Genomic DNA, 14,258 nt, shown 5'->3' with positions numbered 1-14,258 from the left:
TATGAAAAAGGTTTTCTTAGGTATAGGAGCATTGTTCTTATTGTTCGTTGTAGGTCTTGTTGTGCTGATGACCGTTGATTTTAACCGTTTAAATAAAGAAGCATACTATGTTCATATCACTACTGATGGTGAAATGGAGGAATTCAAGGCAAGCAACGGAGAAATATGGAAGTCATATTGGTACGAGCTACCTGCTTATGACGAGAACGGTGAAGAGAAAACATTGAAGTTTTCAGCTCAGAAAAATTTACGTCATGATGCATACTTAAAGCTTTATGTAAAAAAAGAAACAGAAGTTTCATCATATGATGAAGTAAAATTCCATGAGCTACCTGCAAAAGTACAGGAGTTAATGAAGAAATAAGAAGAAGGAGTAGTCCCTAGTTTTAGGGCTACTCCTTTTTTTCTACTTGAAATTGAATGCTAACAGCTGTACCTTGTTGTTCCTCAGAGGTAATAGTCACAGTTCCTCCGTGCGCTTCAATAATATCTCTAGCAATAGCAGTACCTAACCCAGTACCATGTGTCTGCTCAGTATTTGTCCCTCGATAATAGCGCTCGAAAATATGTTCAAGATCTTCGGCGGAAATGCCGTTACCGTTATCGGAAATCGTAATTGAATGATCTTCAACAAGAATAGTAACTGATACATCAGAAGGATTATGAAGCAATGCATTGTGTAAAAAATTCATTATCGCTCGTCGCATAAAGTGCTCGTCAATGTGATGCTTGATGACATCGTTCGTTGCATTAAACTCAATACTGGCTTCCTCATATTGAGGGGTATTGAGTGTATCTATAACGATTTCACGAATAAATTGCACCATATTTACTTCGGTTAAGCTGAGCGGAAGCTGCTGATGTCTTAAGCGCATAGTTAAATTTAAATCATCGAGTAAATCTTGCATATGCAATGATTGTTTTTCGATAATGTGAGCGTAGTCTCTTTGTTCATCAGCAGTCAATTTTCCATCATTCAGTAGCTCCGCATAACCACGAATCGAAGCAAGAGGTGTTTTCATATCGTGTGACACATTGCTGATCCATTCCTCACGCATCATTTCTAATCTTTTACGTTCCTGCTCGTGTGCGGCAAGCTCTTTTGATACTTCATTTAAATTCTCGAAAACAGGTTTGTACACACCACCTGGCATTTTACTAGAAACATGCTCATGATTTTTTAAATGACGAATACGTTCAATCATTGCGTGTAGGGGCTTGGTCAACGTTCGACCGAAAAGCCAGCCAACGAGCGTAGCTACTAATAAATCAGCAAGGACAATGAGCAAACCAAACTTACCAATAAACTGTAATACGGAAGAACCAGAAAAATGAGTGACATATCTAGTAACGCCACTTCCTTCGATGCCGATAAGATAACTGATACTTTCTTTACTTCCCACATATACGGTTGTATCTACGTCGAATTCTTTATATTTATAAACTTGAATTAAATCAATCGGCGCATAGTGAGCATGAGCTTTCTTTGGAGCAAAATGGGCTTCAATGACCTGTCCATTATTATCAAGTAATTGAATCCAAGCATTTCGCTGATGCAATTGTTGAAGTCCATCCTTGCTTACCGCTACCGTTCCATTACTTATATCAATATACTGTTGGAACTCGCGCACGAAGTTTTCCTCTGAATACGAAGTTGTTTTATCGTATTTATTTACCTGTTGAAAAATGAAAAAACCAATTAAAATGGCTGTATTTAGGAAAATAACAATAATAACAATAGACAGCACAGAAAGCAGAAATCTAGCTGTTAATTTCCATTTCATACTTGCTCCTCTTTTGGAACGACAAATTTATAGCCAAGCCCTTTTACAGTTGTAATATACATAGGTTTTGATGCATCATATTCAACCTTTTCACGCAAACGTCGAATATGCACCATTACGGTATTGTCTGAGCCGAAAAAGTCCTCTCCCCACACACGCTCAAATAGAGTTTCTTTACTTAAAATTCGATTAGGATTGTTCATAAAGCAAGTCATCAAGCCGATCTCTTTCGCTGTTAGCTCCAATAAAACACCGTCCTTATGTACCTCCGTTTCATCTCCATTAAGCAAGAATGGACCAACTTGAATCGAGTTCGCTGAAGTTACAGGCACTGCTTCCTGCGTTTGATAACCAGCTCTGCGAAGCTGTGCCTTCACACGATAGGCGACCTCTTTAGGACTAAAAGGTTTCGTAATATAGTCGTCCCCTCCAATAGCAAGTCCTAAAATTTTATCAATTTCCTCGTTTTTGGCTGACATGAAAAGCACCGGCACATGCGATACTTCTCGAATACGTCGACATAAATCGTAGCCCTCACCATCAGGAAGCATCACGTCAAGAAGTACAATATCGGGTTGAGTCTGTTGAAAGCTCGTCCAAGCTTCTTGAATGGAGCCAGCTGTATGAATTTGCTTATAACCTTCTTTTTGCAGGCTGACTTTTAGAAGCTTTGCTAAATCTGCCTCATCATCCACTACTAGAATTGTTGGTTCTTGCATTGTTCACACGTCCTTTCTTCTTTATATTGTCAATCGTCATTAGAATTTTAAGAATAGCGTATGGCTAATAAGTTAGTGATAGCACGATAAGCAATTCCTTATTATTTTGCAATAAAAGTTACCGATTGAAAATTTTACGTTATGTGACTCATTATAAATGAAACTTGCTTAAAAAAGGAATTGAGACATTATTCATTATTTGAATTAATAAATATCAAGACCAATTAGTTACCTATAAAGGGGAAATAATGATTTACATACCAGCTGAAAAGTTTATTTTTAAACACGTATAGGTCTCTGGAATTTTGTGAAAAAGCCTTTAAAATCAACGATGCAACTTTAGGTTGCGTAAAAAGTAACCAATGAGTTCTCGATTGATTTGGGGATTTTTAGTAAAGTTAAGGTATCAAAAATGATAGGCGGAATGATGGATGAATTTATCTCAGAATTTAAAAAATAAAAGAGAAGAGCACAGTTTTTCACAAGAAGACATTGCTCAAAAATTAAATGTTTCTAGACAATCTGTTTCAAAATGGGAAAACGGTAATTGTTATCCGGATTTAGATAATCTCATTTCATTAAGTGAGCTATATAATATTTCGCTAGATGAATTGGTTAAGGGTGACAAAGCTTTCCAAAAAGAGATTATAATCCAAAATACAGATAATAAACTTCAAACAACACAATGGTGGGCTTTGATACCGATTATTGGAATGCTTTACGGATTGATTTCAATGGTTTTAAAGCATTTTTAGGCAATATTCAGGAAGAATGAAAACAACTTTACATTAGAATACTCTCTAGCTCCTGCGTGTCATTGATCGCAGGAGCTTTTTCATAACTTTTTAAAACCATTCCAGAAAAGGTCAGTACTAGTAAGAGTACTAAGACTTTTCGACACTTTTACAGATGTAAAGCGTAATAAGAGTATCAATCATTAGGGGGGAAATAATGTTTAAAAAAATAGCAGCAGACGCGCTCGGACTTTCAGGTATTAGTGTCAGTTATCACTCGAGAGGACTATGATAAGACGGATGCAGATGATTATTGCGATTATCCATGTAGACGGTGAGAGCGCGATGAGCAAAAAGCGTTTACTGCGTCGTTACGACTACCTAATGCACAATATTAGTAATGTATTCCTCGAAACAGCAGGAACTATTGACCTTGATGTCGAAATTAAATTTACAATCGACAATACACCATTATCAATTGATATTCATAAACGTTTTATCGATGACATTAAAGATTTATATAAAGCGTTGCATGCCATTAGCTATGAGCAAAGGCAAAATGCATACAAGCTAGAGGTGGCAGAAAAGAGTTCATCTGTTGCTTCTTCATCCATTGGTCGTATCGGCAATGACAATGTCCCACCATCTGCATCATTTGAGGAGATTACATGTTTTGCGAGTAATTGGATGATTGACCATAAGGAAAAATACAAGAAAGGAGATTTCTCACACATAGTTGATTTATACATGAACAATTAAGGAATATAGCTCTCTACGTTTTGTGGAGAGCATTTTTAACTTAAGTATATACATAAAATCAGAACTAGGGGCGTGACGAAAAAATGACAAGCGAATTGCAAATGCTAGAAAAAGAAGGAAAACAAAGTGAAGATCTTGTACAGCAGCCGCAAGCTGTCGAAACGTTATTCGTAAATGAGTTCATAGATGGTATTTTAGATCCACAACAAAATATGCTTGGACCTGTCAAAGACGGTGGAACAATTATTGCTAATACTACGCCAGGCTGTTGGGGCCCGATGCTAACACCAACGATCCGTGGTGGGCATGAAGTAACGAAACCTGTATTTATAGAAGGGGCAGAGGTAGGAGACGCCATTGTTATCAGGATTAAATCAATACAGGTAACATCAGTAGCAACAGCATCTGGGCATGATGAGGCGATTTTGGACCGATTCATTGGGGATCCATTCGTATCAGTAAAGTGTCCAGGCTGTGGTAAGCTTCATCCTAGTACAGTTGTCAAGGGAATAGGTCGACAGGCCATTCGCTGTTCGACATGTGATACAGAAACATCACCTTTTAACATGACACATGGCTATACTATGGCGTTAGATCATAAAGGTAATATTGGCGTGACTGTTGGGCGAGAAGGTGCTCGCCGTATTGCACTTGATGCTAAAAATTATATGCGTACACCTGAAAATTCTGTGCAAAATCCTGCGGTTGCATTAGCACCAAGTGATTTGGTTGGTGTTATGGCAAGAATGCGACCTTTTTTAGGGCAGCTTGGAACGACACCTTCAAAGGCGATGCCCGATTCCCATAATGCTGGTGACTTTGGCTCTTTTTTAATCGGTGCGCCACATGAATATGCATTTACGCAGACTGAATTAGATACACATCGTACAGATGGACATATGGATATAAGCCGTGTTCGTGAGGGGGCAACAATTATTTGTCCAGTAAAGGTTCCGGGCGGTGGGGTGTATATTGGTGATATGCACGCAATGCAAGGGGACGGAGAAATTGCAGGACATACAACGGATGTTGCTGGTATTGTTCAACTTCAGGTAAGTGTGTTGAAAAAAGTAGCTTTGGATGGCCCTGTGCTATTGCCAAATACAGAGGATTTACCTTATACGGCTAAACCTTTTACTAAGGAAGAAAAACGTCGTGCACGTGAGCTTGCCGAGGAATTCGGCGTTAAACAAGTGGAGGAAGTATTCCCTGTATCAATTATTGGCTCTGGAACAACATTAAATGAAGCAACAACTAATGCTATAAGTCGTGCTGCAAGGCTTTTTGAGATGAGCGAGCCAGAGGTTATGAATCGAGCGACGATTACAGGATCGATTGAAATTGGGCGTCATCCAGGAGTTGTAACAGCAACTTTCCAAGTACCTAAAACAGTACTAAAAAAAGCGAAAATTTATAAACCAGTGAAAAAACAATATGATTAAATGCATACCTAAAAGCCTAAAAAGAAAGCAAACTAGAAAATTTCATAGTTTGCTTTTTCTTTCTAATAGATTATAATGCTAAAAATTATGGCGAAAGACATATTTTAAATTATATCCAAAATTTTACATTTATAAATTGAATTCTATTTAGTAGTTGTTATAATAGAACAAGCTTAGAATATACAAAAAATCGATACGGTTCTATAGAATTTTGAATAGAAAGGAAGGTGACTCATGGCAGATTTCGTACGTTTGCAGAACAAGGAAGAAAAATCAAACCTTATTAAAACATACATATTCAAGATGAAAGGTGGGGGACATGCTCCTTCACGAACAAATTTTGCTGATGCGATAACAGGTGCAATCGGTGGATTAATATGTATTTCCGCCTTGCTTTGGTTGACGAACTATACAGGTACCCCATGGCTAATGGGGTCACTTGGTGGGAGCTGTGTACTTGTATTTGTCGTTTGGAATGCGCCGTTGTCCCAACCTCGAAATATTATAGGAGGTCATTTGATTTCAGCTTTTGTCGGCTTAACCATGTATTCGTTGTTAGGGACGAGCATAGTCTCAATTAGCCTTGGCGTAAGTTTAACCATTTTTTTTATGGCTTTATTAGGAATCATTCATCCGCCAGCAGGAGCGAATCCAATTATTATTATTTTAGGAGGCTATGGATGGAGCTATCTAGTAATGCCCGTCCTTATTGGTGCTCTCATTATCGTATTCTTCGGTCTAGTGATAAATAATCTGCGAGAAACGCGGAAGTATCCTTTATTTTGGTGAGGAAAAAATTTAAGCAAGTGGCGGAAAAATGTCTTGTTCTTCGCAAAGATAAACATTGCGTCTGCCGCTGCGCTTTCGAAGCAGAAAAAAATCCGTCAAAATGGACGGATTAGAAAATCTTTTGCCCTTGCCGGTCCGCTTTCGGGACAGTATCCTTCAAAAATTTGACGTAAAGAGCTTTTTGCATCAGCCGCTACACTTTCGAAGCAGAAAAAAATCCGTCAAAATGGACGGATTAGAAAATCTTTTGCCCTTGCCGGTCCGCTTTCGGGGCAGTATCCCTCAAAAATTTGACGTAAAGAGCTTTTTGCATCAGCCGCTGCGCTTTCGATGCAGAAAAAAATCCGTCAAAATGGACGGATTAGAAAATCTTTTGCCCCTGCCGCTGCGCTTTCGGGGCAGAAAAACATCCCTCAAAAAATTTGACGGATGTTTTTTGTAACTATTTTGTTAGTCGCCCGTCTACTGTTGTGAGAGTGCTTTTTCTCGTTTGTATTGGTGAATGATGCATAGCTGTTTTAGTTGTGCGTACTATGGCGTTAGCTTTGAGCTGGCGTAGGCAATGAGCTATTTGTGACAATACGAATGGGCTACCAACTTATGAGTGATTGTCCAATGAGCTCATTTGCCGCTCATCTTTTAAACAGCAAATAATCTTTCCCCATCTATGAGGTATTTGACCTTTAGATGGCTTTTTTTATGCGTTGTAGTTAAAGTTGTCGATATTACACAAATACTTTTGCTGTCATTTCTTTTATCCATATCACGATTTCTTTAGCATATGTTGGATAAGATTTGTTATATTGAAGAAAGAGTGATTAAACTTTTAGGCAAGTATTTTACATGATAGGGGAAGATCTTTGTTGGTTGAATTTGATGGGGGGCTCCATTTGCATGTTGTTGGATTGTGATGAGCAGTTATTCCTGACATATAAACAAAGTGGTGAAAAGGGTGCTGAAAAGTTACTTTTAAAATGGGTAGAAGCAGAGATTGATTCACCAGCAGACCCGAAAATTCTAGGTACTGCACTTTCACCGAGTTTATTTTTAGTGAATGAAGAAACGGCGATGAATATTGCGTTTTCAACTGCACGAAAATATTGGGGTCGTGTAACGGCAGATATGAAAACTTTTTTTAATAACCATGGTTTAGATACTAAATTTGTTAATGAACGTCTCAATGCCTTTTTTTATACGCAAAAAGGCAAGGAGACCTTTTTTGAGCAGCTTTTTGCACAGCATACAATGGACTTAGAGCGATTAATTTGGCTAATTTTCGGGAAGCGAATGCAAATTACAATGCCAGTTAACGAACTACAAACTATATTTTTATATAAATTTGACAATGAATATTTTGTGCATATGATTTATAAAGAAGAAGCCCAATTTTGGCATTGGCTTTTCATAAAAAAAGTTTATTCACTATTTATCCACAAACCATTAGAACAATTCACATTTATCCATGAAATGATGGGTCATGTTGAGCAATCCACAAGAAAAACTTGTGTACATGTGGATAACTTTGTGAATAATTACAGAGAAACTCTTGATAAGTGTATAACTTATGTGGATAACCGTAATTCTACTTGCTTGGCTAAAAAACAGTTACATCTTTACCAAATTGTAACGCACTATCGTTTATCGAAAGGGGATTATCGTTGTGTTAAAGCGCTAATTACTTCCTTTGAAGCGGATTGGCGTTATTCGATGTATGCACTGACAGAGAAAGAAAAAGTTCTGATTGCGTATCTACTGTTTCATATAGCACATCAAGAGCATAATCCTGAAACTGTTATTCACTACGGAGAGTATTTATTAGAAGATGAACGACTTAATAATTACGCGATAGAGATTTTGTTGGAATATAAGGACTTATTGCCGAATCGTAAGCCAACACCTCCGGCCATTATTAAAAATTATGAACTTAATTTTTTAGAAAACTTGTATGCAGTATTGCTTGATCATTATGTGAAAATGGGGCGTTATCAAGAGGGGCTCCTGCTTTTAAAGGAACATGTACTAGCATCCAATAAAAAAATACATGCCTCTTTAGTACAGGGTAACTATAGTAATGAGCAATTTATTGCGATTGAGGCATCCGTTCAACAGGATATTGCTCTCCATGTGAATAATTCATTACAACATATTGGCTTGTCTGTGGAAGAATGGCGTCGATATTATCGTCAGCTAGAAACACCTTGCTATTTGGTAGCACTGAGCGCATCTTTGCATATCCTCAATATTTTAAAAGTTTTATTTGTGACGGAACAGTATGAGCTGTTTGAAAAATTAATGGAAATTTATAAAAAATATTTACTTATTGATGACCATTTTGAAAAGCTGCGAGTCTTTATAAGCGCATATGTTTAACTTATTTCAGCGGGTGTACAAACATCCGTAGCTATCGGCACAAAAGACATCCGCGGTAAATAATAGAGGAACTGCACGTCCTGTGGCAATTTATCTGTGCGAAAGCGGAGCGACAGCAACACGGTTTTTTTCTGTGCGAAAGCGGAGCGACAGCAACACGGTTTTTTTCTGTGCGAAAGCGAAGCGACAGCAACACGGTTTTTTTCTGTGCGAAAGCGAAGCGACAGCAACACGGTTTTATCTGTGCGAAAGCGAAGCGACAGCAACACGGTTTTATCTGTGCGAAAGCGAAGCGACAGCAACACGGTTTTATCTGTGCGAAAGCGAAGCGACAGCAACACGGTTTTATCTGTGCGAAAGCGAAGCGACAGCAACACGGTTTTTTTCTGTGCGAAAGCGAAGCGACAGCAACACGGTTTTTTTCTGTGCGAAAGCGAAGCGACAGCAACACGGTTTTTTCTGTGCGAAAGCGAAGCGACAGCAACAATACACGACTGAGTAATTAACATCTTGCCGAGGCATAATTGATTAGAAATACGAAAAAGTGTCTAATGTGTTTTTTGCAACAGTAGACACCTTTTTTATTTCGTGTAGTTGGCTAACAATATTATTCTAAAACCCCTTTGTCCGTTAAGTCAGCAATTTGCTCGACACTATAGCCAAGTGAAGACAACACTTCTTTATTATGCTCTCCAAGCTTGGCACCGACATGCTTGTACTGAGGCTTAACACCGTCAAACTTAAAAGCAGATGCAATTTGTTTTTGCGTAGTACCGTCGCTTTTGGGAATATCAACAATCATATCACGAGCCTTAAGCTGAGGATGCTCGCATGCTTCTGGGAAAGTTAATACTGGTTCGACACATCCCTCGAAATCCTCGTTAAATACTTCAAGCCATTCTTCGTAAGTCTTCGATAAAAACGCATCATGGACAGCTTCTTTAAAACGAATTTGTGTGTAGTATGAGTCATTAAAAGTATTATCAATGAGCTCAGGAATATCAAGCGCTTCACAGAGTAATCTGCGGAATTGAGGCTCAAGACTCCCTACCGAGAAAAATCGGCCATCCTTTGTTTTGTAAAAGTCATAGTAGCTACCACCATTTAAAATTTCTTGCTCAGGCTGAGGTATACGACCGCCGCCAATATAGGCAGATCCATACATAGCATTCAGTGAAAATACAGCATCGGTCATACTTATATCAATATATTGCCCTTCACCTGTTTTTTCACGATGTAAAGCAGCTGCGAGTACTCCGATTGCTGAATGCATCGTGCCCCCAGCCAAATCAGCAAGCTGAATACCCATTGAGACAGGCTTTTTATCTTTATGACGTGAATAATCAAGTATGCCAGCTAATGATAAATAGTTATTGTCATGTCCTGGCCGATTGCTATATGGTCCAGTTTGTCCATAGCCTGTAATAGCGCAATAAATAACCTTAGGGTTTACTTCTTTTAGAGCTTCATAGCCGATGCCAAGTCGTTGCATGACACCAGGTCGAAATCCTTCGATAATGATGTCGTACTCTTTCACGAGTGACTTAACAATTTCTATAGCTTCAGGCGATTTTAAATTTAATGTTAATGACTTTTTAGAACGATTCAAATGTTGATGAATATACGCCTCATGATCATCGTCGTAAGGAGGCATAATACGTGTTAAATCTACGCGCTTTGATGATTCAACGTGAATAACCTCAGCGCCAAGATCAGCAAATATCATTGTTGCCATTGGTCCCGGTAGTAATGCAGAAAAATCGAGAATTTTTAACCCCTTTAAAATACCCAAATCTCCCAACCCCTTTTTGTGTAGGCTACACTGTATTCAAGAATGCATTGTAGCGCTTTTCTCTTAATCCCCATTTTGCGAAAAGCATGCATCACTTCTGTATTAATACAGAGCGGTGATAAATTATCAGTATTATAACAAAAGAATTGATGACTTGACTATGTTAAATTTTATTATAAAATATCTAGTTGAAAAATCATATGTCAGAATAACAATAAAAGTAAAAAAATTCAGAATGTATGTGATCTCTATAATAAGGGGTGTTTTCGTTTGGTCCAAACCAATCGACTTATAAAATCATATGTTTTAATAAATTTCACCCTCATTTCTTGGAATTGGAGAGAATGGAAATTCTTTATCAAATTTCAGACTGCGATAAGGTTAAAAAATCTCTATGCAATAGATTCCTGCATAGAGATTTTTGTGTATATTGGTCATCGTCATCAACTTAACCATTAAATTACTTAGAATAAAAGTTAACTGTATAATAGGGCGCACCGTTATCTTTGAAGCAGACACCAACAAAAATATGTGTAAATTCTTTTCTTAAAATATTTATACGATGTCCTTTTGAATTCATCAGTGCTTCATGGGCGAATATACTATTGGGCTGACCTTGTGCTATATTTTCGCCATACCAATAGTGATTAACTCTACCAGCATTGAGGCGGTCATTGGAATGATTACCATTATGATCTTCATGACTAAAGAATTGGTGTGTGATCATATTGCTACTATGTTGCCGAGCGATAGGATTGCATCTTTTGTCATAAATGAGTGGTTGCAAACCTTCTATAACCCGCTCATGGTTAATAAGTTCAACCATTAAATCTTCAAGGCCTATTCGTAGTTCAGCGGAAGGCTTACCATAATAACCAAGTTTACTAAATTCAGTTTTGACATTAATCCAAATAATAGAACGAACAATATTGTTTTTGTGTAAATCATAGTAAAAAGTAACATAGTGACCATCAATCAAATAGGTTCCGTGTGTAGTATTACCGTCACAATCATTGTAATCGAGCAAATAGCTTGTGTTTTGATAGTGAATAGCTCTAAGTGGAAGACCGTATATTCTATTCACATCTATTCGATTAGCACCGATAGGAATACCAAATACGCTATGCCCAGCGCGTGTTTCATATCCTCCGACCTCTTTGGAATTATGCCTTCCTACGAGGGAAAATGGGGGGTAGTCCATCTCTACTCGATGCCATTTCATTTTATATTCACTTTGAAAGCTGGATAGTGACAAGGTTTTTTGTGTATTTGTTATTTTTGTACGAGCTGACTTATTCGAATTGAGAGCAGTATTCGTCCATAGAGCCATACTAAAACCAACTATAATTGGAGCTACTTTACGTAACAACATATTTAAACCCTCTTCTAATAATAAATTTATAATGAAAATCTATCAAAATAATAAAAGTTCTATAGATATAAAATACTATATTTTTGTCATATTAACGATGCTAAAATCCTGGAACTTTGCCTACTATATGGCTAACCATTAAAGCGTGGGGTTGATTTCCGTTCCGGCTGAGCGCTTTGTCGGCGTTTCGCTTTCGCACAGAGCAACACTTCCTGAGGGCGTTCGATGAGCCGCTCACTCGCGTTCCGTTATTGCTAATCCTCAAAGAATCGCCAAGCCTTCACGCCAATCAAACTTATATATAAGGTAAATTTTCATTTCGAATTTTTATGATAAGTCTATATTTTTGCTTTTGTTATAAAAGGGACTTCAAAAGTGCTGCTTTTCACAAATACTTTGCTCTCAATACGAGAAATTTTCTTAATAGGGAATTTTTTGTGCTTAAATAGAATAATAGAAGAAATTATAAACTAGGGGTAAATGATAGAAAATGAAATCAAAACAGATAAAGTTAAAGTATTTAATCATGGGTGTTGCCATGGCTGCTTTTTTCTTAACAGGCATTGGTAGCGTTTGGAGCGGTTACCGTATGAATGTTGCTTCGATTAAAGAAAATTCGCTTGAAACGAATCGAGTATATGCACAGAAATTAGCAACAACCGCAAGTTCCTATCTTGAAGAATCTTTCCAAATATTAAGGTATAGCGCGAGTGCGATAAAGACGAAAATGCATGATAGCAATGTATTAATTCAAGAAACTGAGCGTTTGAAAAAGCAAAATAACATGTTTAACTCTGTTCTTATCACAAATGCAAAAGGTCATGTATTATCTATTTCACCACCATCTGAGGAGGTACAAGGTAAAGTATTAACTTCAGTTGGAGCGAAAGAGGCTTTATCTAAAAGGGAACCTCTTGTCTCAAAGCCTTATAAGGGGATTACAGGGCGTCTCCTTATTTTTATCTCGTATCCTATATTTTCAGAGACAAATGAATATTTAGGAATGGTAGCAGGGACAATTTATTTGAAGGAACGAAATGTTTTTAATGAATTACTCGGAGAGCATTATTATCATGATGGTTCATATGTGTACGTAGCTGATTCAGATGGGCGCGTTATCTATCACCAGGACCCAAGTCGGATCAATGATATCGCTATTGATAATGAAGTTGTTCAAGCAGTGGTTTCTAGGAAAAGTGGGGCTCAGCAAGTAACAAATACTAAAGGAGTAGAAATGCTTGCTGGTTATAGTATCGTACCTTTAACAGGCTGGGGAGTAGTTGCTCAAAGACCGTTAAAGGTAGCATTGGCTCCTTCATTTGATAGAGTACAGGATGTCGCTATAAAATCCATTCCGCTTATGCTAATTTCGATTTTTATAGTCCTTTGGATGGCAGCACGTATAGCTAATCCCTTACAGCAATTGGCTACTTTAACAGAGGAGAGCATGGAATCGAAAAATGTAGAAGGCTTGAAATCTGTACGTAGTTGGTACTTTGAAGCGCACTTTTTAAAAAGTGCACTCATTCGGAGTTTAACATTTTTACAGGGACAGGTGTCCTATTTTAAAGATCAATCTACAACAGATCCGTTAACAAGCGTAACTAATCGTCGCACAATGGATGCGATGCTAGCTGAGTGGCTTGAGAACGATTTGCCACATGCCCTCATTTTGCTAGATTTAGATCATTTTAAAAGTGTTAATGATACGTATGGCCATGCCATAGGTGATAAAGTTTTACAATTTTTGGCTCGGAATATGAAAGCAGTCGCTCGTGAAGGAGATGTTTGCTGTCGCTACGGTGGTGAGGAATTTGTGATGTTATTGCCAACTACTACTGCTAAGGAAGCGGCACAGGTTGCTGAACAACTCCGCGATATGTTGGCACATACTACAAGTCCTTGTGGTCGCCCAGTTACATTATCAGCGGGTGTTGCAGTGTATCCACATATGGCTGACACGACAGAAAAGTTGATTGAAGCAGCAGATGATGCGCTGTATCTTGCAAAACAAGCTGGAAGAAATCGAGTCATGGTTGCAGAGCCAAAAAAATAAATAAAAAAATGTTTTAAAATAAGCATACATTTCTAATTTTTAGGGTACACGATTAATGGAACGATTATTTGGGCAAGCTACTTTTAAGTCATTTCCCATATGACTTGTATATCCTGTTCAAATGATACGTAAACTCGGGACACATCTCTCGATCGACTTGACAAGATGTAAGGTTATCCCCCTTTCCCTTATGACATCGCAAGCGACTAGATGTACGCCTATATATCGTTAAAGCCAAGTAAGCACCGATGCTCCTTGGCTTTTTATATGGGGATAAAAACTGAAATTGTTCCGATAAAACGAGAAATTATTCCGATAAAAGCCAAAATTGTTCCGATAAAATGATATTTTGTTCCGATAAATCGTCAAAGTATACATATAAAAATGAATTCATCACATCCGCTGCGCTCCAAGGTCTCATCTGTACACTAATCCCCAGGG

12 protein-coding genes and 1 pseudogene are annotated in these 14,258 nt (G+C 37.9%); 8 read left to right on the top strand and 5 right to left on the bottom strand.

Annotation, left to right across the window (positions count from 1 at the left end; genetic code table 11):
* The first annotated feature begins 1 nt into the window (after window position 1).
* On the top strand, window positions 2-364 hold the full coding sequence (locus C7Y47_RS15520; protein WP_142509602.1) for a YxeA family protein: 363 nt from the start codon (window positions 2-4) through the stop codon (window positions 362-364).
* A gap of 28 nt (window positions 365-392) precedes the next feature.
* On the opposite strand, the gene C7Y47_RS15515 is transcribed toward C7Y47_RS15520, so the two are convergent.
* Complete coding sequence (locus tag C7Y47_RS15515; RefSeq protein WP_142509601.1) at window positions 393-1,784, bottom strand: sensor histidine kinase; 1,392 nt, start codon at window positions 1,782-1,784, stop codon at window positions 393-395.
* Window positions 1,781-2,503, bottom strand: coding sequence for a response regulator transcription factor (locus tag C7Y47_RS15510; RefSeq protein ID WP_142509600.1), 723 nt, complete (start codon window positions 2,501-2,503; stop codon window positions 1,781-1,783). Before C7Y47_RS15510 ends, C7Y47_RS15515 begins: the two co-directional genes overlap by 4 nt.
* Before the next feature lie 431 nt (window positions 2,504-2,934).
* Between C7Y47_RS15510 and C7Y47_RS15505 the strand changes: the two genes are divergently transcribed.
* The 6 genes and pseudogenes from C7Y47_RS15505 to C7Y47_RS15480 all read left to right on the top strand — a co-directional run bounded on the left by C7Y47_RS15505 (window position 2,935) and on the right by C7Y47_RS15480 (window position 8,597).
* Window positions 2,935-3,258, top strand: coding sequence for a helix-turn-helix domain-containing protein (locus tag C7Y47_RS15505; protein ID WP_142509599.1), 324 nt, complete (start codon window positions 2,935-2,937; stop codon window positions 3,256-3,258).
* Window positions 3,259-3,454: 196 nt separating this feature from the next.
* Window positions 3,455-3,996, top strand: a pseudogene (locus C7Y47_RS15500) (PH domain-containing protein).
* Between the two features lie 101 nt (window positions 3,997-4,097).
* Entirely contained in the window at window positions 4,098-5,438 is a 1,341-nt protein-coding gene (locus C7Y47_RS15495) for an acetamidase/formamidase family protein (RefSeq protein WP_436970115.1), read from the top strand.
* 234 nt (window positions 5,439-5,672) lie between these two features.
* Window positions 5,673-6,227 carry an HPP family protein gene (locus C7Y47_RS15490; protein ID WP_142509597.1) on the top strand — a complete coding sequence of 185 codons (555 nt, stop codon included), beginning with the start codon at window positions 5,673-5,675 and terminating at the stop codon, window positions 6,225-6,227.
* A gap of 100 nt (window positions 6,228-6,327) precedes the next feature.
* Window positions 6,328-6,669: a hypothetical protein gene (locus tag C7Y47_RS15485; protein WP_142509596.1), complete on the top strand. Its 342-nt coding sequence runs from the start codon at window positions 6,328-6,330 to the stop codon at window positions 6,667-6,669.
* A 452-nt stretch (window positions 6,670-7,121) separates the two neighbouring features.
* Window positions 7,122-8,597, top strand: a complete 1,476-nt coding sequence (locus C7Y47_RS15480) for a hypothetical protein (RefSeq protein ID WP_142509595.1) — start codon at window positions 7,122-7,124, stop codon at window positions 8,595-8,597.
* On the opposite strand, the gene C7Y47_RS15475 is transcribed toward C7Y47_RS15480, so the two are convergent.
* The 3 genes from C7Y47_RS15475 to C7Y47_RS15465 form a co-directional block, all read right to left on the bottom strand.
* Window positions 8,594-9,106 (bottom strand): hypothetical protein, encoded by a 513-nt coding sequence (locus tag C7Y47_RS15475; RefSeq protein ID WP_142509594.1) that lies wholly within the window; start codon window positions 9,104-9,106, stop codon window positions 8,594-8,596. The two genes, C7Y47_RS15480 and C7Y47_RS15475, sit on opposite strands and share 4 nt — an antisense overlap.
* A 98-nt stretch (window positions 9,107-9,204) precedes the next feature.
* A complete protein-coding gene (locus C7Y47_RS15470; RefSeq protein WP_142509593.1) occupies window positions 9,205-10,389 on the bottom strand; it encodes a CaiB/BaiF CoA transferase family protein in 1,185 nt (394 codons plus the stop codon).
* A 460-nt stretch (window positions 10,390-10,849) separates the two neighbouring features.
* Window positions 10,850-11,761 (bottom strand): CAP-associated domain-containing protein, encoded by a 912-nt coding sequence (locus C7Y47_RS15465; protein WP_142509592.1) that lies wholly within the window; start codon window positions 11,759-11,761, stop codon window positions 10,850-10,852.
* Between the two features lie 490 nt (window positions 11,762-12,251).
* On the opposite strand from C7Y47_RS15465, the gene C7Y47_RS15460 reads away from it, so the two are divergent.
* The gene (locus C7Y47_RS15460) at window positions 12,252-13,817 is read left to right on the top strand and encodes a sensor domain-containing diguanylate cyclase (RefSeq protein WP_142509591.1); all 1,566 of its coding nucleotides are present in this window, start codon (window positions 12,252-12,254) and stop codon (window positions 13,815-13,817) included.
* The last annotated feature ends 441 nt before the right edge of the window (window positions 13,818-14,258 follow it).

This window comes from Lysinibacillus sphaericus (assembly GCF_006864135.1).
Lineage (GTDB): Bacteria > Bacillota > Bacilli > Bacillales_A > Planococcaceae > Lysinibacillus.
This window is presented reverse-complemented; position numbering and strand designations above follow the sequence as displayed.